The organism is Neobacillus driksii (assembly GCF_013409995.1).
GTDB classification, from domain to species: Bacteria; Bacillota; Bacilli; order Bacillales; family Cytobacillaceae; genus Neobacillus; species Neobacillus driksii.
Map to the genome: position 1 here is coordinate 193,649 of NZ_JACCBX010000011.1, position 18,234 is coordinate 211,882.

An 18,234-nucleotide genomic window follows, 5' to 3' on the forward strand; every position below is an offset into this window, starting at 1 on the left:
GCTCGTGTGATTTGTCCTCAAGACCCTGCATTAAGGACTAATCCCTCTGATCGCTCGTGTGATTTGTCCTCAAGACCCTGCATTAAGGACTAATCCTTCTAATGGCTCGTGTGATTTGTCCTCAAGACCCTGCATTAAGGACTAATCCCTCTGATGGATCGTGTGATTTGTCCTCAAGACCCTGCATTAAGGACTAATCCCTCTGACGGCTCGTGCGATTTGTCCTCAAGCCCCTGTATTAAGGACTAATCCTCCTAATGGCTCGTGTGATTTGTCCTCAAGAATTACCGTCAAATATTATAACCTTCCACAAAATGGTAAATATCAGATAACTGCACTCGCTGATAATGCTTCCCGAACTGCTATTCTTCCAAAAACCGCAGCCTTTCCTAGCGAACTTCCCGTCATGTACCCTGCCCCGTGGAATCCTCCAGTTACTTCACCGGCCGCATACAGCCCTGGAATGTGCTCACCAAAAGGATTCAAAACCTGAGCAGCAGCATTGACAGACACACCCGCATAGGTAGCAAGCATTGCAACTGTTGATTCAAATGCATAGAAAGGTGCTGTTTCAATCGCTGTTGGTTTACCGTAGTTATGTGTTAACGACCTTCTGCCAAAATCAGGATCTTCCCCATTTTGAACGCCTTGATTGTATCTAGAAATGGTATCTTCTAGTACTTCTACAGGTACGTCAATACAATCTGCCAGTTCTTCTAAAGTATCAGCTTTGTACAGAAGTCTGCGCTTCTTAAGCAATTCAAAATCATAGAGTGGATCATCTATCACACCTTTAGCCATTACGGTTTGGTCCCATACTTGATAGCTGATCTGATCAGGCTGGTCGAATGCCGCTTTTCCTAATAGTTTATAAGAAATAGACTCATTCACAAACCGCTTCCCAAGCTGGTTAACCATAATAGCTCCTTTATAAAATGCCAATCCCTGCGACTTTAACTTCCCAGCTGCACTTGGATGAAATCCGTATGTTCCATTCAAATAGGGAAGGTCCTTCACCCATGCACCATGTTCCCAGGCCATCCGAATCCCATCACCCTGATTGCCGGCACCTCCAATTCTTAAGGCACCCTTTAATTGCGGGGCAAACTGTCCAAGCAGCTCCTCACTTTTGGCAAAACCACCAGAGGCAATTAATACTCCTTTCGAAGCAACTGCCTTTCTCTCTACCCCATCCTTCTCATATAAAACCGTATCAATTCGTCCCGTATCATTTTTTAGGAGTCTTCGTGCAGGAGCATTAAAATAAACCGTCACGTTTTTCAGCTGCTTCACTCTCTTGTATAGGGACTGGATTGCCTGATGAGGATCTATAATATGTCCGCGTGGAACACTATGACCACTTACTGCTTCCAATGATCTAAACTCGATATCGTGGTCTACCAGCCATTGGTAGGTCTCGAGCTGGTGTCTGCCATATTCAGCTACTAGTGTTTGATCATTTACCCCGCCGCCAACCTCTGTCATATCAGCCAAAAGAGATTCAGTAGAATCGATAATTCCTGCTTTTTCCTGCATATCTGTTCCTGCAAATGCCATATAGCCTGAGCTAAGGACTGTACTGCCGCCAAGTTCTTCCTGCTTTTCTAAGAGCAGGACGTCTTCTCCCTGCTCCCCTGCCTCAACAGCAGCGCACATGCCTGCAAGTCCGCCGCCTAGAATAATCAAATCATATCTTTCCATTCCTTATCACTCCTCAGATTCAAAGGCTTTTAAAACCTCTAAGGCGGCTTCACATACCTGCATGTCGTGTGAATAATGACCACCGCTTACACCAATTCCTCCAATTAGTTCGTTATTAATTTTGATTGGATATCCACCGCCAAAAATGACTAATCTAGGTGTGTGAACAATGCCATGTAATAATGGAGGATCGTCTTTTAATCTGTCATACCATTCATGTGTCGCACGGTTATAAGCTGCTGCAGAAAATGCTTTATTTTGAGCGATTTCAAGGCTTAGTACTGGCGCACCATCCATCGCATAAAATGCTTTTAAATTACCAGGTTTGTCAACAATCGCAATACTAAAAGGAATTCCTAGTTCTTGTCCCTTTGCTAAGGCAGCTTCGAGCATTTTATTGGCTAAAGCTAAGCTAATATTTTTTGATTCAATTGCTGTTATAATGTTTTCCATTTTCATTCCCCTTTTCTACCAACATAATAGTTTACAAATTTACTGGTCTTCCATTCCCAAATGCCTCGATTACTGTTGCGGAAACTGCTTTCATTTTTGGCAAGCATAAATCAACAATTACAGTTGCCATGTCTACTGGGTGCAGCCAATTGTCTTTGTTCGCATCCGGTGCAATATCTTCCATCATCTTTGTATCAACCGGACCTGGGCAAACTGCATTTACCCTGACATTGAATGGTTTTAACTCTTCTCCTAATGCTTTGGAAAATCCAATAACGGCCCATTTCGAGGTAATATAGGCACTTCTGTCTGGTCCGCCTTTTGTTCCCCAAATAGATGATAGATTGATAATGACACCATTTCTTTTCTCTTTCATTTGCGGTACTACTGCTTTCGCGCATAAAAATACACCGCGGGTATTGATTTCCTGTACAAAATCCCACTCTTCAACTGTTGTTTCATCAAATGGCTTGAGCAGCATGACACCGGCATTATTAATTAAAATATCAATACTTCCAATTTTTTCCACCGTTTCCTGAACTGCTTTATTAACATCATCCCAAGAGCGTACATCACCAGAAAGAGCAATGGCTTCGCCAGCTAGCTCTTCCCTAATATAAGCAGCAACTTCCGAAGTTTCTGTTAGACTTCGAGAAAAAACAGCTACTTTTGCCCCCTGTTTTGCTAGGAGTATACATGTTTCCCGGCCAATTCCCCTGCCGCCGCCAGTTACAAATGCAACTTTATTTTTTAAATCCAACGTTAATCCCCCTTTCTCTACACCCCAAGTTTCTTATCACTACTAACATAAGAAGCTGCATGCTCACCAGCACGTTTACCAAACACCAGCCCTCGAAGCACGGAGGTGCCTCCAGGATATTTTCCATAGTATAGACCCGCTGTTTCACCTGCGGCGTACAATCCAGGAATTACATCATCATCCTGCGATAAAACCCTGCCATTTGTATCTGAAGCTATGCCGCCATTAGTGAAAACATTGGAGCAGACAATTGGGTAGGCAATATATGGCGCCTTATCGATTGTTATCGCCCAGTTTGATTTTGCCGGTGTAATCCCAACAGCCTGTTTTCCGTCCTTCTTATCCCAGTGGAATTCCCCTGGCTGTACAGCAGCATTAAAGGATTCTACTGTTGCAATCAATTGATCTGCAGGCACCCCAATTTTCAATGCTAATTCCTCTAGTGTATCGGCAACAATTGCCGGTTTATCCGTTTCGATTGCTCTCTCATAATTCGGAATGTTGTACATTTTTTGATCACTAATCATATACGCGATATGGTCTGGGAGGTCGTAAAAGATTTTGCGGGCTACCGCTTCATATTGCTCGTCAACTGTGGAAATTCCTTCATCGACAAAACGGTTGCCATTTTTATCAACTAAAATCGCGTAAGGGTAGGTCATAACTGCTGCTTCTTCCCGCTTACTTCGTGGGTCAACTGGTTCTGCATGGAAAGAGTCGAACTGACCCGCTCCTTTAGCCCCTATTGACATGGCCATCCGAATACCTTCCCCCTTGTTGTAAAGACCGCCTTCTGCAACGGTGCGAATTTTATGCGCATCCCTGCCAACATACTGTGCCATCATTTCTTGATTTCCCTGGAATCCGCCAGCAGCAAGAACAACCGCTCCTACTTTCAGCTGTAGAGAATTTCCACCCTTAACCCGAACCATGAGTCCATTTACCGCACCTTCATCATCAAGGAGTAATTTCCATGCTGTTGCCTCGTAAATAATTTCAACACCAAGCCCGCCAGCACGACGTGATAATGTATCAATGATTGCCCTGCCGCCACCAACTGGAAGCAGCCGTGGTCTTGAAGATGTTAAAAACATCGTCGGCAGGTAATCGAATTCTACCCCTTTTTCCTCAACCCACCTTAGTGTACTGCCGGCGTTTTCTGCGAGAGTTTCTATGTACTCCCTATCGGAAAAATGATCGGAGAACGCCATCATATCTTCTACAAAGTTGTCTGCGATCTCATCAATATTCTTCATTCTCATGTAGGACGCCGTCCACCTTGAATTTCCGCCTCGATGATCGTAATCCGTCCGTTCTAAGATTGCGATTCGTAAATTTCTTCCTGCCTTCTTGGCACTTTCCGCAGCGGACAAAGCTGCTGCTGTTCCTGCTACACCGCAGCCAATTACTACAATGTCATAATCCAATTCTCTCTCCACTTTCGTAACCTCCTAGTACTAAATATTATATATATAGTTCTTTTCCCACTCTTTGATTTGATTCAGCTTGAAAAGAGATTGTCTTTCCTCCCAGGTACAGATTAAAGGTAATAGATTTTCCTGAGAGCCTTCTTCTTTCAGTATTCTTAAGGATTCAGTGATTCCTTTAATTGCTGAACGCAGAGCTGTATTTGCACACAACATGATTTTAAAACCGATTTCCTCTGCCTCTTTTAAGGAAATAAGCGGGGTTTTGCCCCCCTCTACCAAGTTAATAACCTGCTGGATTCCTTTTAACGAACTGGTGATTTTCCGTAATTCTTCAATGGTATTTGGTGCTTCAACAAAAATAATATCTGCACCCGCTTCGTAATAAGCAAAAGCCCTGTCTATCGCGTCTTCAACACCATTAACAGCAATTGCATCTGTGCGTGCCATAATTGCTAGATTTTCATCTTTTCTTGCATCTAAGGCTGCCTTGATTTTCCCTACCATTTCTTCTTTAGAAATAACATCTTTACCGTTAAAATGGCCGCATTTCTTTGGCGAGACTTGATCTTCCATTTGAATGGCTGCTACTCCTGCACGTTCAAATTCTCTGACCGTCCTGATTACATTAATTGCATTTCCAAAGCCAGTATCACCGTCTACTACAATTGGAACATTGGTAACGTCAGCCATTCGAGCGACAATATCAACAACTTCTTTTAATGAAGTAAGCCCTACATCTGCCCAGCCCAGCTGTGCATTCGAAATCCCAGCCCCCGTTGCGTAAATCGCCTTAAAACCAATTTCCTCTATTAATTTTGCAGACATCGCATCATAGGCGCCAGGCAAGATAAAGGAACCGGGTTCTTGAAGCAGTTTTTGAAAATCTTTGCATTTATTCATTAATTTGATCCTCCAACAGTTAGAATATTGCGGATATCAGGAGTGTTTGAAGCGTTACGGTTATGCCACACAACGTTTATCTCCCCAATTAAATACGACTGCAGTTCAGTAACTGGTTTAAGTAATTTCCCTTGATTACCTTCCGCCACCATCACTTCAGCACGTTTTGATAGATTTCCCTTGTTTATGGTTACGGTATAATAACCAGGTGCAGGCAATGTATAATAGGGTTTTAGATTGAAAGATTGACCATCCCACTTACATTCCACTTCATAGCAGCGCCCAAGAAAATCAGACAGTTCCTCGACATTACCTGCAGTAAGCCTCTCACGAATAGAGGTAGAACTAATCTTTTCTCCACGGCACATCACTTTCTCCACTTTCGTCACATCTATAATCCCGCCTGAATCTCTCTTCAACCGCTCTAAATTTCCTATCCCTCTTGAACCATAAGAAAAATCAAAACCAGCGACTGCATGGATAACACCTAATTTGACCAGATAATCCCTCACATATTGTTCAGGTGAAAGAGAGGCAAATTCTTTATTGAATTGGGCAATATAAAATGTATCAACACCTAATTCTCGAAGAATTCTCTCTTTTACGGAAGGAGGCATTAAGTAGTCAATCTTTTTTTCCCCATTGGATAGGACTGATTTGGGATGTGGAAAAAAACTCATGACAGCTAGAGATACACCTTTTTCTTTTGCCTTCCGTAATGCCGTTTTTATTACTTCACGATGTCCGTAATGTAGACCGTCAAAAAAACCAAGCGCCATCACACATGCTTTTGCTTTTTCCTGCCAATCTGCCAAATTATCAGTGTTTATATAGATTGTTTCCATACAGTCACCTTTCTTGTCGATTAAGATTTTCTACTAGAGTAGAGTTCTAATATCTTAAAGCATTGGATTCCAGACCAGATAATACGCGGCCATAGTTTTCTTTTGTGATTAATGGGGAAAGTGTTCTGTGTGAGTAAAGTGTCCAAAAGTCCCGGAAAATTCTTTGCAGCGGGTGCCCTTCATATACGTATCCAGAACCGCTTGCAAGCATTAAAATATCGAGTGCTTCCTTACTTACTTGATTGGCATAACCGATATCCGCTAAGGCTTTTACTCGCGCTGGCTTATCCATGAATTTACCGCTGGCAGCCCATGAATCAAGTTCATCTGCAACACGGTAATAGTGCATGGAAGCGGTATCAACTTTCAACGCAGCATCAGCAAGTAACGAGTGCAGCGTGGATGAATCACGTAAATATTCAACCCCGATATGTGCAGCTTTTCGATTTGGAAGTGTATCTTGGAAAAATTCTAACGCCGCCTTTACCAATCCTAAGCCTGGCAATGCTAATGACAACGATAAGGATGGAAAAAGTGCCGTACTATATAAAGGAATATCTCTTAGATGGTCTGATTTAAATGTTCCGTTCAACACCTCTGGAAAAGAAACGACTCGATGATCCGGAATAAATACGTTGGTCATTTTTACACTGTTACTTCCTGTACCCTTCAACCCCATAACATGCCAGTCATCCATAATCTCTAACTCTTCAAAAGGTAGCGTCATCAAAGCCTGATCCACTAGATTGCCTTCATCATCCCTGATTGCCATCCCAAAGTACCCCCAAGTGGCATGAAGCGATCCGGAGCAGAACATCCAGAAACCTTCTTCGATTAAATAACCACCTTCGACTTTCCTCGCAATACATTTTCTAGGTTCATATACTCCAGCAAACAGGACATTATCTTCATTCTCTCCGAAGATTTCTTGGTGCGTTTTTTCCGAAAATGATTCTGCTACCATGAGTTCCCGAATGGCACACAGTGATAAAATCCAGCCTGTAGATGCACAGCCACGAGAGATTTCAACAATACAATCAGAATAGGTTCTCATGCTAGTTTGATAGCCGCCATAAATCCTTGGACGAAGTAGCTTGAATAATCCTGCTTCTTTTAAGTCGTTCATTGTTGCTTCAGGTATCCGGCGAATTTCTTCCGTCTCTTTTGCTCTCTCTCTCAGCTTCGGAACAAGGGCTTTTGCTTTATCTACAAGATACGTGTCGCTATAGGTAACGTTTGTCATGGTACTATCTCCTTTTCAACTTTATTCACTTTTCGTTTAAGTTCTTACCTAGATTTTAGAAAATTACAAAATCATTTTAAAGGGTAAAAACCTTTCAACTTTCAAACATTTTCAGCTAATTTTTATTGGATTTTCAGCGAAAACTTTGAAGTTTTGTCCACAAGACTAGTAAATTGTATAGAATTTTTACGAATTAATAATTTCCTTCGTTTTGATAAACTTGGCTGCATTTTCACCGGCAATTTTACCAAAAACCGATCCAGCCATTAAACCTGCACCACCAGGGTAGTTAAAGTAAAATAGACCACCCACCACTTCACCTGCAGCATAAAGCCCTGGAATAGAATGGGATAACACATCTTGAACTTCTGTTGTCGAGTTAATTTTCAAACCGCCAAAAGTAAAGGTAATGCCACAAGTAATGGCATAGGCTTCAAATGGACCGTCCTCCAACGTATTTGCCCAATTTGACTTGCGTACGGCTAGTCCTTCCGTACACCTGCCGTCCTTGATATTTGGATTAAACGGGATATCGTTTCGGATCGATGCATTGTATTCTTTCACATTTTGTAAAAAACCTTCAGCGTCTACACCTTCAAGTTTTTCTGCTAGTTCCTCTAGTGTATTGGCTTTTACTTTTGTTACCTGCCTGCCCTTGTATTCTTCTCGTAATAAACGAGATACCTTTTGATCAAAAATTTGCCATGCAAATTGTCCTGGCTGGTCGAGAATTAATCGGCCATATTTGGCATAAGTGTAATTACGGAAATCTGCACCCTCGTCCACAAAGCGCTTTCCTTCGGCATTTACCAGGATTCCAAAAGGATAACTGAGCTTTTGAAAACCTTCTGTAAAATCTGGAAGATACCGGTCCCCGCCAACAGAATGACAGCCTGACCAATTTCCAGAAGAAAGTGCGCCAATATTTAATGCCATTTGAATGCCTTCTCCCGTATTAAAACGGCTCCCTCTTGCATGGGCCAGGTCCCATTTTGGTCCTAAATAACGTGTTCGCATTTCAGGATTAGCATGAAATCCTCCGGAGGCCAAAATGACGGCCTTAGCATACACCTTTGTTGTTTTGCCTTTGTGCTTAAAAATCACTCCATGCACGCCTTCGTCATCATGGATTAGCTCAGTCGCCATGGCCTCGAATAGCGTTTGCACACCTAAAGAAGTTGCTTCTTTATGCAGGGCTTCTACTAATCCAGGTCCCCCGCCGACCGATTCAACAATCATTCCGCCCCAGAACTTAAATTTTCCGTCTACCTTAAAGGCTTGACGACCATATATAGGCACCCAGCGTACCTTGTGGGAAGTGAGCCATTTCATCGTTTCAAAACTTTTTCCTGTTAAAATTGAAGCTAGTTCCGAATCAGTACGGTAATTGGTGACACGGCACATATCTTCATAGAATTCTTCCTCAGAGTAGACTCCAAAATCTGAAGACTCAATATCCTCTTGTGAAAGGTCTGGCATAATCTCCTTTAAGTCTTCGACACCATCATAAGCAAACCGGATGGAACCATGTGTATAGGTGCTGTTTCCTCCTTTTTCAGCTTCTGGTGCTTTTTCAAGGACCAGGACATTTGCGCCATTCTCCCTTGCTGAAATGGCTGCGCACATAGCAGCATTGCCGGCACCTACTACAACGACATCTGTTTCATAAATTTTGATTTCACTCATAACGCTCAGCCTCACTTTCCTAAAAATGTCTTTGAAAAAAGCTGACTCAATTACTTTTGAGTCAGCTTTTTAATTTAAGCCTCTATCGTAGGTTTGTTCATTTCTTTATCGCTGACGGATTCCCCCCAATAGGTGTTAGCGATTGAATGATCTTCCTCCGTCCATTCAACTGGTTCCCAATCAGGTTCAAGAATTAAGTAGGAATTACTAAATAGCTCAACACGACAGCCGCTGCCTGGGTCAAGAACATATAAGTAAAGTGCTTGAGAAACACCATGTTTACCAGGTCCGATGAACTTAATACCTTCTTCACTTAAAATGTCTGCAGCACGTAAGACATCCTGTGCATTATCCAGCCAATACGAAATGTGGTGGAGCTGGTTTGGCGTTGCTGCCTGTGGTCTGGAAATAACGGCAATGTCGTGAACGAGAGGCGTTACACTCATCCAGCCGGCCATGGTTGATTCATTGTTATATCTCACATATTCACGAAGCTTAAATCCTAATTGAGCTCCTAGGTAATCGAGGATTTCTTGGACATCCATGGATGTAGCAATATTTACATGATCAAATCTTCTTGGTGAGCAGCCACGAGCCCAAGCCTTATATGTTTGATTTTTCAAAACGGAACGTCTTTTTTCATCCACTTTCGGTTTTTCAACATCATAATAGATTTCAAAGGAATGCTGACTTGGCAGTTTAAATCGTATGGCCCTACCTTGACCCGCTTCTTCACCTGCTTCAATCCATTTTACTTCCGTTCCAGCTTTTTCAAGCAGCTGTGCAAAACCTTCCACATCTTCCGGACGTTTCGTTCTCCAGCCGATATGATCTACATATCCTCTATCTCCTGCAGTTAAAGAAAGGGAGTGGTGTTCAAAATCGCCCCATGCCCGTAAATAATACGTACCGTTTACTTCCTCCGTTACTTCTAAGCCGATTACATCACGGAAAAACCATAGTGATTTTTCTAAGTCGGGAGTAACGATTGCCACATGTCCTAACTTTGCAATTTCAGGTAAAGTCATCTTCTTTTCCTCCTTTGATTTTTTAGATTCTATCAGCAAAATAGTTCTGAATTAGGTAATTAAAGCTTTCCTGCTTTTCAATTTGCGTCCAATGTCCACATTTCCCGTATACATGAAGCTGGGCATTCGGCAAATGTGAGAGTAAATAATAGCTGGATTCTACGGAGCAAACCATGTCATCCCGGCCGTGCACTAGTAAAACGGGATTCTCAATTCTTCTTAATGCGGTTGTTGGAACTGGTACAGCTGCTGTTGCGAAAATAGAATCATTGGAGATACGGACATCTGGCTTCATAGCTGTTTCATATCGGTAATCAGTAATAGCATCGATAATCGGCGCCATTTCCTCCGCATCGTATACAAACCAACTCATAATTTGACGCAGCTTCTTTGGCGTGGGATTGTCATAAAATCCTTTCGCGCGCGCTAACTCTGGGCTTAGTTTGGTATTTGGAGTTCCTCCTGGTCCCATTAACACCACTCGGTCAAATCGTTCTGGATGTACTAATAAAAGCTCAAGTGCAATAGAACAACCTAATGAATTACCAACTAAATGGGCCTTTTGAACACCCAAATCATCTAGAAGCTCCATAAGTTGAGTTACCCATAAATCCATCCACGCTTGCCTATTCTTAGGCAAGGTTTCCGGATGACTGCTGTTGCCAAAACCTAAAAGATCTGGAGCAAGACAGTCATACGTCTCGGAACAGTCTTTCAAGGCATAACGCCAGTTCGCGAACGATGTAACACCTGGTCCGGAGCCATGTAAAAATAAAATCACTTCTGAATTGCCTTCACCTGCACGATTTAGGTATGTTTCGTAGTTAACAGTCTTAATTAATTGTTGAGTAATGTTTGTCAATTTACCATTCTCCTCCTTGAACAAAAATCAGTTTTTCTAGAAATCCCCCACGGATGAAATCCCTTACATTTTTAAATTTGACAGTTAAACATAGTAAAGTTTATCTATAACTGAAATTTTAGAAAATTTAACACTTTATTTCTAGAATAAAAACTATTTGATTATTAATCATTTTTTAGTAGATTTTTGTTGGATTATTTAAAGATAAACAAAAAATATTACCTAATTAAGTGTTGTTTTCATAAAAAATAGCCCAAAGAGGGCTCAAATAAATTATGTTACTTTAATTAAATTAATTAGGAATCTCCACTGCTCCTGTATCGACTATGTCTTTCTGGTTATTCTTCGCTAATCTTAAGGTAAATAGAGTAATCAGGCTGACAAGCAGGCATCCAGCAATGATAAACATTGCTTGTTTAAAATCGAAAATGCCCATTAACATTGGGCCTATGAAACCACCAAGTGATGATAATGTGCTTACTAAGGCAATTCCAGCAGGTGCGGTTGATTCAGAAAAGAAGAAGGTGATATAAGCATAGAAAGTTCCGGATATCCCATATAATCCTGCTGAAGTAATCGATAGCATTAATACCATCAGCGGCACACTTGAAACGTAAGCACATCCAATGAACCCAATCATGGCAATTGACACACATGCACCTAAATGCAATTTATGCCTGCCCGTTCTATCTGCATTCCAACCTGTAAAAAGAATGGATGGAATCGCGATAATAGAAGGAATCATTGCCAACCATCCAATTTGCAAATTGGTTGTTTCAGAAGATGAAAGCGATTTAATAATCGTTGGCATCCAGTAAGATAGTGCATTCACCGCAACAAATCCAGCAATATTAAATAAAGCTAATTTCCATACTTTCGATTCCATTAACATACCCAGATGTGATGATTTATTTAATTTTGCACTTAGTTTTCTTTCTTTTACAAGCTCATCTTCAAGCCACGTTTTTTCCTGTTCTGTTAACCACTTGGCGTTAACAGGACGGTCTGTCAAGTAAAATAAAACCACAATACCCAATAAAACTGCAGGTATGCCCTCTAAAATAAACATCCACCGCCATCCTGCTAATCCTCCCCAAGTCACGGTATCCATGATCCAGGTAGAAAGCGGTGCACCAATTAATGCACTTAATGGCAAGGCAACGAAAAAGAGAGCTGTTGCCTTTCCTCTTTCACGGGCTCTAAACCAATATGTTAAGTAAAGAATGATTCCTGGGACAAACCCAGCTTCTGCAGCACCCAATAAAAAGCGTAAAATATATAAGTGGGCGGCAGATTGGATAAATCCAGTTAATACGACCACAATGCCCCATGTAATCATAATACGGGCAATCCAAAGCCGTGCACCAACTTTGTGCAAAATAAGGTTACTTGGGACTTCAAAAAGGAAATAACTAATAAAGAATAAACCAGACAGTAATCCAAATGCTTCTGCGGTTAATGCTAAATCTGCATTCATCTCTAAAGCTGCATAGCCCATATTTACCCGATCCAAAAAGGCAATGACATAAAGAATTAAAATAAACGGCAGTATTCTTCTCATTGTTTTCTTTAAAGTACTTCTTTCAACGGTATTAATAGCTGTAGCTTGATTCAAATAAATCCCTCCCAGATTCTTGTATCAAAAAGAAAACCCTTACATTTCTAAATATTAGAAAATTCTAAATATATAAACTAGAGTAAAAATCATTGGATTTTCTATCATTTTCAACTAGTTTATATTGGTTTTTTGATACTTCACCTAGGAAAAAAGAGCAATCAAACATGAATGCCCTGGTAACCTAACTCACTATTCTTATATTTCCAGCTCCCCCAAAGCTAACAGTGAATCTAAAATCAATAGTAACTGATAGCTTTGTGATGAGTCTCGCAGATCTTTATTAATTAGATTTTCAATCTTGTTAATCCGGTACATAAGTCCACTCATTGATAATGACAAATCATCCATCGTTTGCTGTAGTTTACCGCCATTTGATAAAAATACATATAGTGTTTTCAATAATTCCTTTTGTTTGCCCTCTCCCAATTTATAAAGCGGCCCTAATTCCTGTTTAGCAATTTTTTTAATCCCACTTACATTTTTTGAATTAATTAAAATACCAACAATTCCCAAATCCTTGAAATGGATAATTTTCTTCTCCGTTGACATCCTCAGGCTTATAAGGGATTCATCCAAATACTCCAAAACATGTTCAATTTCTTCAGCTTGATCACTAATTCCAATCTTATAGTTGTAATTTGAATGAGTCGTTTCAATATGTTTTAAGATTTTTTCCAAATTTTGCAGTATGTTCGAAGTTTCAGGTATCAACATAATGATTTTACCTTCATATTGACCGATTAGTGCTTTATATCCCTGAATGTCTAGATACTTAGCAATGGATTCTAAAATTTGTTCATAGTCATTGCTATCTTTTGCTGTCTTGCCATTCTCTTTATAGTCAATTGCAGCAATATAGAAGGGCGTTTCAAGATTTACCCCCATATAGCGTCCGCGATTGATAATTTCTTCTCTAGAGGAATACTGTCCCTTTAAAATTTGTTCTAAGAAATAGCCCTTCATCTTTTCAAGTGCTTCAAAGCTCGTCTTCTCATTTAAAAGGTATAGCGAGGCTGCATTTGCTACCCGCTCGATAAACATAATGTTATTCTCAGAGCTTTTCTCTGTTTCTTTTAAATAAATAAATGTACAATAGCCAATCACTTTTTTTTGTACAATAATAGGCGTGATGAGACGCTCTTGGTTTTCTGTTTTTAGTCTAGTTGTTTCTTTAAATAGGGGAAGCGGTTTATTATTTTTTCTATTCTTTCGAATTAAGCTTTCTTTCAGTTCTTTACTCAAAGCGCTATATTCGTCTTCTTCCATTCCTGTATAAACAATTTTTTGAAAGCTTAAATCCTCAATTGAAATCGGTATTTTTAATAGTCCAAAAGTAGAATCGGCAATATCCTGTAAATTGCTTCCGTTTGAAATACTTTCCGTTAATTTTTTATGAAATTTGGAAACCTTATCGATATAATTCCACTGCTCTAACAATTGCTCATAGGTGTACTCTAATTCTTCTATAATATTGGTTTCATGATAGAATTTTAGCTCATCCTGGATCTCTAGTCCCCAATCCTCCTGTAGCTTCATCTCGAAGCAGCATTCAGGGTCACCTTTGGCTAGGCAGCTAATTTCCTTCACAATCAAACTCTTTTTACAAATGGTAGACATATAGCCGCTTGCATACCCCGTTAAGATATGGCATACAGGCATATCAGATTTCCCATGATGTTTAAGATGCTCCTGTGCTTCAAATGAATGAATCCACTTTCCTTTACCACTTATTGTTCTAATATTTTCTGAATCAACCCATTCAATAAATCTTTCAGACTGGACATCTCCTATATGGCCTGTACTCAAATGGAGCACGGCAGCTTGTTTAATTAGATAGTCAATGGAGGTACTCGTTAACATAGCCTCTTCCGCATTGCTGACACCCAAACTCCAGCCATAACGAAGCAAAAACCCCTTGGACCGCTTTAATCCCAAATTCTCGATTATGCCCTTACGCAATAAACCAAAGGCTCCTGCAGTGGTTAGAATTTTCTTATTTCCTTCCTCTATGTAGTTTGGTTCCAGCAGATTGCCTGAGTTACCCCTCATAAACTCACCTTTTCCTTCTAAAGATTAAATATTAAACTGTGTTGATTAATAAATGCCAGAGTTTAAAATAAAGACTCCTTACATTATTCATACAAGGAGTCTTAATCTTTATATCTTGTTATTATTTCTTGAAGGCAGCAGTTACTGCTCCAATATGTTCAAATTCAGCGGTGAAGGTATCTCCATCTTCAATTGGTATTGCTTTTGAAAGTGCTCCAGAAAGAATAACTTCCCCGGCATAGAGTGAAATTCCGTAGCTTCCAAGTGCATTGGCTAACCATGCCACTGCTTGAGCTGGGTGCCCCATTACAGCTGAACCATCTGCTGAGTCCAAATACTCACCATTTCTTGTTACTGTCATTTTTACGGCTGCTAAATCTAAATGATCTATTTTTGCAGTTGTTCTTCCTATAATTGCACCAGCGGATGAGCCATTGTCTGCAACTGTATCTTCAAATTTGATCTGCCAATCTTTTATTCGACTATCAATAATCTCTAGAGCTGGAACGACATAGTCCGTAGCTTCAATGACATCGTTCATCGTTACACCCGGACCTTTTAAGTCCTTTTTCAAAACAAACGCAATTTCAAATTCAATTCTCGGCTGAATATACTTATGAAGACTGATTGTCTCTCCCTCTCTATACATCATGCTATCAAGAAGATGTCCATAATCAGGTTCGCAAACATTCAGCATTTCCTGCATGGCTTTACTTGTCAGCCCAATCTTTTTTCCAACAACCACAGCACCTTTTGCAACCTTTTGGCGAATTTGGAAAAGCTGGATGTTGTAAGCATCCTCAACAGTAATTTCTTCTGTTGAGGATGTAAATGGGGCAATTGTTTTTTTCTGATCTTCTGCTTCCATTAAAGCAGTCGCCGCTTTTTGAATATCCATTAGAGCTGTCCCCTTTTCATTAAAGTGTTCATTATACCGTTACAGCTTCAGCTAAAGCACGGTACTTTCCACTATAAAAAATGAGTGGTTCAGCATCTTCTAAATGAATGTCTGTTACACTTCCAATGAATAGCGTGTGATCTCCTTCAACATGTTCTGCAGATACTTCACAGGCTATTTGTGCAACCGCCCCGTTTAGTACGGGCTTCCCATCAAGCCGGTCAAATTCCACATCGCGGTGTTCCTTTAACTGTCCAGCAAATATCATCGAAAGTTCCTGTTGGTCAGCAGCTAAAATATTAACTGAAAACGTTTTGCTTTGTTTAATTTTCTCAAGAATCCTTGCCTTTTCACCAATTGAGATTACTACTAGTTTCGGGTCAAGTGACACAGACATGAAGGCATTGGCTGTCATCCCATGTACGTCTCCATCCACATCAGTAGCAATTACGGTTACGCCTGTTGCAAATTTTCCCATTGCGGTTCGAAATTCACGGTCATCCATTCTACTAACCTCACTCTTCTATAAAATTAATTTATTATACTCTTAAGCTTCAATCGTCGGATTGTTTTCTGGTAACGTATCTGTTTGATCTCCCCAGAAGGTAAAGCCTACATCCATTTCATCTAGCGTCCATACAATAGGCTCCCAATCTGGTTCAAAAATCAAATAACCATTCGTGAACAACTCTACACGTACTCCGCTTCCTGGATCGACCACGTATATATACATTGCTTGTGAAATACCATGCTTACCTGGACCTTTAAACTTAAGTCCATGTTCCGTTAAGATGTCTGCTGCCCGCAGCAAATCTTGGGCATTATCAAGCCAGTAAGACAAATGGTGGATTTGATGTGTTGATGGTGAGAATGGATCATGGCTTACCGCGATATCATGAACCAAAGGAGTTACACTTAACCACGCGCCAATTAATGATTCATCCGGAGCTTTAACACATTCTCTCATTTTAAATCCTAATTTCTCCATCAAATAATCTGAAATAACGTTTGCCTTTAATGAAGATAGAATATTAACATGGTCAATTCTTCTTGGTGAACAGCCTTTTGCCCAAGATTTGTAGGTCTGATTCTTTAACACTGAACGCTTGGAAGGCTCTGCTAATGTTTTTTCCATGTCATAATAAATTTCAAAACGGTGTTCACTCGGCAATTTAAAACGAATGGCTCTTCCTTGCCCTGCTTCCATTCCAGCCTCCACCCAGCTTACTTCTGTTCCTGCCTCCTCGAGTAGATGTGCAAATTGCTCTACATCTTCCGGACGCTTTGTTCGCCATGCAATATGATCAACATATGACTTTTCCCCAGCTGTAATGGATAATGTGTGATGTTCAAAATCTCCCCATGCGCGTAAATAATGCGTACCATTTACTTCTTCGGTTTCTTCTAAACCAATTAATTCCTTAAAGAACCAAAGTGATTTTTCTAGATCCGCTGAAACTAAAGCGACGTGACCTAACTTTGCGATTTCTGGTAAACTCATGTTTTTTCCCCCATTTAATTTTGTATTTGAATCTTCAGAAAACAGAAAGCCTTTTCATTTAAAATTAGACAAAATAGGTATTCGGTTCTTGCCCGCAAAGGACTCTTCCATATGTTTCGATTAAACTTGATGGTGTAATGAAACCATGTAAATGCATGGCAAAAAAATCACGATAGACTAATTGTAGAGGATTATTATGGTAGGTAAACATGGAGCCCACACCAGCAACTAGAAGATCAATCGCTTCCTTACATAATTGATTGACATAGCCGAAATCTGCCTTCACTTTTACGATTTCAGCCGTATCCATTACTTCTCCACGTTCAGCATAGCTATCAATTTTATCTACAGCACGGTATAAAAACATTTCAGCAGTATCAATTTTCAATTGTGCTTGGGCAACCTGGTGATGTGTGATTGGTGCTTCATTTTGTTTTTGATAAAAGGTGTTTCCAATTCCAGCTTTCGGAAGTCTTTCCATATAGAGGTCCATCGCTGCCTTTGCAAGTCCCAATGCCGGTCCTACAATCGATAAAGTAAGAGATGGCACAAAAGAAGATCTATATAATGAAACGTCTTTAAGCGGATCAATTAGGTAATGACCTTTGCTTGCTAAGCGATCCAATGATACACGGTGTTCTGGTACGAAGACATTTTGAATTCTACAGCTATTACTGCCGGAACCCTTTAATCCCATAACATTCCAGTCGTCAAGAATCTCTATTTCCTCACGTGGTACCACCATAATGGCCATTTCCATTCCGTCATTTTCATCTGCTAACGGGAATCCGAAGTAGCACCAATCGGCATGTGGACTTCCTGAAACAAATGGCCACTGGGCTTCTTCCACAAAGTATCCGCCTTCAACCTTTTTGATATTACACTTAATCGGTTTAAAGTTACCTGCTAACACAACATCTTTGCCCGTTCCATAAATCTCATCTAAGGCTTTTTCTCCAAATGTGTAAGAAATCATATAATCACGAATATTGCTTAAGCAAACGAACCAACCTGCTGAACCGTTACCACGGGAAATCTCTGTTACAACCTCTGTGAACGCTCTCATATTTGTCTGATAACCGTCAAACATATTCGGCCTGAGTACCTTTAAGAGTCCCTCATTTTTTAAATCATCTACAATCTCTTCTGGAATTCTACTATTTTTATCAATATCTAGGCTAAACTCTCGCAGTTTAGGAATAAGAGCCCGCGCTCTGTCCACTAATACATTTTTCGTTTCCAACACGCTTTGGTTCATAA

16 protein-coding genes are annotated in these 18,234 nt (G+C 40.4%); all 16 read right to left on the reverse strand.

Features of this window, described 5'->3' with window-relative positions; genetic code table 11:
* Positions 1–324 precede the first annotated feature (324 nt).
* Positions 325–1,701: an FAD-dependent oxidoreductase gene (locus F4694_RS23220; RefSeq protein ID WP_179602283.1), complete on the reverse strand. Its 1,377-nt coding sequence runs from the start codon at positions 1,699–1,701 to the stop codon at positions 325–327.
* Positions 1,702–1,707: 6 nt separating this feature from the next.
* Complete coding sequence (locus F4694_RS23225; protein ID WP_179602284.1) at positions 1,708–2,154, reverse strand: GlcG/HbpS family heme-binding protein; 447 nt, start codon at positions 2,152–2,154, stop codon at positions 1,708–1,710.
* A gap of 31 nt (positions 2,155–2,185) precedes the next feature.
* Positions 2,186–2,914 carry an SDR family NAD(P)-dependent oxidoreductase gene (locus F4694_RS23230; protein WP_179602285.1) on the reverse strand — a complete coding sequence of 243 codons (729 nt, stop codon included), beginning with the start codon at positions 2,912–2,914 and terminating at the stop codon, positions 2,186–2,188.
* 17 nt (positions 2,915–2,931) lie between these two features.
* On the reverse strand, positions 2,932–4,353 hold the full coding sequence (locus F4694_RS23235) for an FAD-binding protein (protein WP_179602286.1): 1,422 nt from the start codon (positions 4,351–4,353) through the stop codon (positions 2,932–2,934).
* Positions 4,354–4,371: 18 nt separating this feature from the next.
* Positions 4,372–5,244: an isocitrate lyase/PEP mutase family protein gene (locus tag F4694_RS23240; RefSeq protein ID WP_179602287.1), complete on the reverse strand. Its 873-nt coding sequence runs from the start codon at positions 5,242–5,244 to the stop codon at positions 4,372–4,374.
* The gene (locus F4694_RS23245; RefSeq protein ID WP_179602288.1) at positions 5,244–6,089 is read right to left on the reverse strand and encodes an FAD synthetase family protein; all 846 of its coding nucleotides are present in this window, start codon (positions 6,087–6,089) and stop codon (positions 5,244–5,246) included. The genes F4694_RS23240 and F4694_RS23245 overlap by 1 nt, the downstream gene beginning before the upstream one ends.
* A gap of 46 nt (positions 6,090–6,135) precedes the next feature.
* Positions 6,136–7,332, reverse strand: coding sequence for an acyl-CoA dehydrogenase family protein (locus tag F4694_RS23250; protein ID WP_179602289.1), 1,197 nt, complete (start codon positions 7,330–7,332; stop codon positions 6,136–6,138).
* Between the two features lie 186 nt (positions 7,333–7,518).
* Entirely contained in the window at positions 7,519–9,018 is a 1,500-nt protein-coding gene (gene tcuA / locus F4694_RS23255; RefSeq protein WP_257029357.1) for an FAD-dependent tricarballylate dehydrogenase TcuA, read from the reverse strand.
* Positions 9,019–9,092: 74 nt separating this feature from the next.
* Entirely contained in the window at positions 9,093–10,046 is a 954-nt protein-coding gene (locus F4694_RS23260; RefSeq protein ID WP_179602290.1) for a VOC family protein, read from the reverse strand.
* Positions 10,047–10,068: 22 nt separating this feature from the next.
* Positions 10,069–10,908 (reverse strand): alpha/beta fold hydrolase, encoded by an 840-nt coding sequence (locus F4694_RS23265; protein WP_179602291.1) that lies wholly within the window; start codon positions 10,906–10,908, stop codon positions 10,069–10,071.
* A gap of 292 nt (positions 10,909–11,200) precedes the next feature.
* Positions 11,201–12,523: an MFS transporter gene (locus F4694_RS23270; RefSeq protein ID WP_179602292.1), complete on the reverse strand. Its 1,323-nt coding sequence runs from the start codon at positions 12,521–12,523 to the stop codon at positions 11,201–11,203.
* Positions 12,524–12,721: 198 nt separating this feature from the next.
* A complete protein-coding gene (locus F4694_RS23275) occupies positions 12,722–14,575 on the reverse strand; it encodes a V4R domain-containing protein (protein WP_179602293.1) in 1,854 nt (617 codons plus the stop codon).
* 121 nt (positions 14,576–14,696) lie between these two features.
* A complete protein-coding gene (locus F4694_RS23280) occupies positions 14,697–15,473 on the reverse strand; it encodes a 2-keto-4-pentenoate hydratase (RefSeq protein WP_179602294.1) in 777 nt (258 codons plus the stop codon).
* 31 nt (positions 15,474–15,504) lie between these two features.
* Positions 15,505–15,978 carry a flavin reductase family protein gene (locus tag F4694_RS23285; protein ID WP_179602295.1) on the reverse strand — a complete coding sequence of 158 codons (474 nt, stop codon included), beginning with the start codon at positions 15,976–15,978 and terminating at the stop codon, positions 15,505–15,507.
* A 42-nt stretch (positions 15,979–16,020) separates the two neighbouring features.
* Positions 16,021–16,974 carry a VOC family protein gene (locus tag F4694_RS23290; protein ID WP_179602296.1) on the reverse strand — a complete coding sequence of 318 codons (954 nt, stop codon included), beginning with the start codon at positions 16,972–16,974 and terminating at the stop codon, positions 16,021–16,023.
* Between the two features lie 64 nt (positions 16,975–17,038).
* Positions 17,039–18,232 carry an acyl-CoA dehydrogenase family protein gene (locus F4694_RS23295; RefSeq protein WP_179602297.1) on the reverse strand — a complete coding sequence of 398 codons (1,194 nt, stop codon included), beginning with the start codon at positions 18,230–18,232 and terminating at the stop codon, positions 17,039–17,041.
* Positions 18,233–18,234: the final 2 nt, after the last annotated feature.

Excerpts from the sequence above, each read along its gene's own strand:
- F4694_RS23240 (WP_179602287.1), bottom strand. The coding sequence starts at position 5,244 with ATGAATAAATGCAAAGATTTTCAAAAACTGCTTCAAGAACCCGGTTCC.
- F4694_RS23260 (WP_179602290.1), bottom strand. The coding sequence starts at position 10,046 with ATGACTTTACCTGAAATTGCAAAGTTAGGACATGTGGCAATCGTTACT.
- F4694_RS23275 (WP_179602293.1), bottom strand. The coding sequence starts at position 14,575 with ATGAGGGGTAACTCAGGCAATCTGCTGGAACCAAACTACATAGAGGAA.
- F4694_RS23220 (WP_179602283.1), bottom strand. The coding sequence starts at position 1,701 with ATGGAAAGATATGATTTGATTATTCTAGGCGGCGGACTTGCAGGCATG.
- F4694_RS23225 (WP_179602284.1), bottom strand. The coding sequence starts at position 2,154 with ATGGAAAACATTATAACAGCAATTGAATCAAAAAATATTAGCTTAGCT.
- tcuA (WP_257029357.1), bottom strand. The coding sequence starts at position 9,018 with ATGAGTGAAATCAAAATTTATGAAACAGATGTCGTTGTAGTAGGTGCC.
- F4694_RS23250 (WP_179602289.1), bottom strand. The coding sequence starts at position 7,332 with ATGACAAACGTTACCTATAGCGACACGTATCTTGTAGATAAAGCAAAA.
- F4694_RS23290 (WP_179602296.1), bottom strand. The coding sequence starts at position 16,974 with ATGAGTTTACCAGAAATCGCAAAGTTAGGTCACGTCGCTTTAGTTTCA.
- F4694_RS23295 (WP_179602297.1), bottom strand. The coding sequence starts at position 18,232 with ATGAACCAAAGCGTGTTGGAAACGAAAAATGTATTAGTGGACAGAGCG.
- F4694_RS23280 (WP_179602294.1), bottom strand. The coding sequence starts at position 15,473 with ATGGATATTCAAAAAGCGGCGACTGCTTTAATGGAAGCAGAAGATCAG.
- F4694_RS23245 (WP_179602288.1), bottom strand. The coding sequence starts at position 6,089 with ATGGAAACAATCTATATAAACACTGATAATTTGGCAGATTGGCAGGAA.
- F4694_RS23285 (WP_179602295.1), bottom strand. The coding sequence starts at position 15,978 with ATGGATGACCGTGAATTTCGAACCGCAATGGGAAAATTTGCAACAGGC.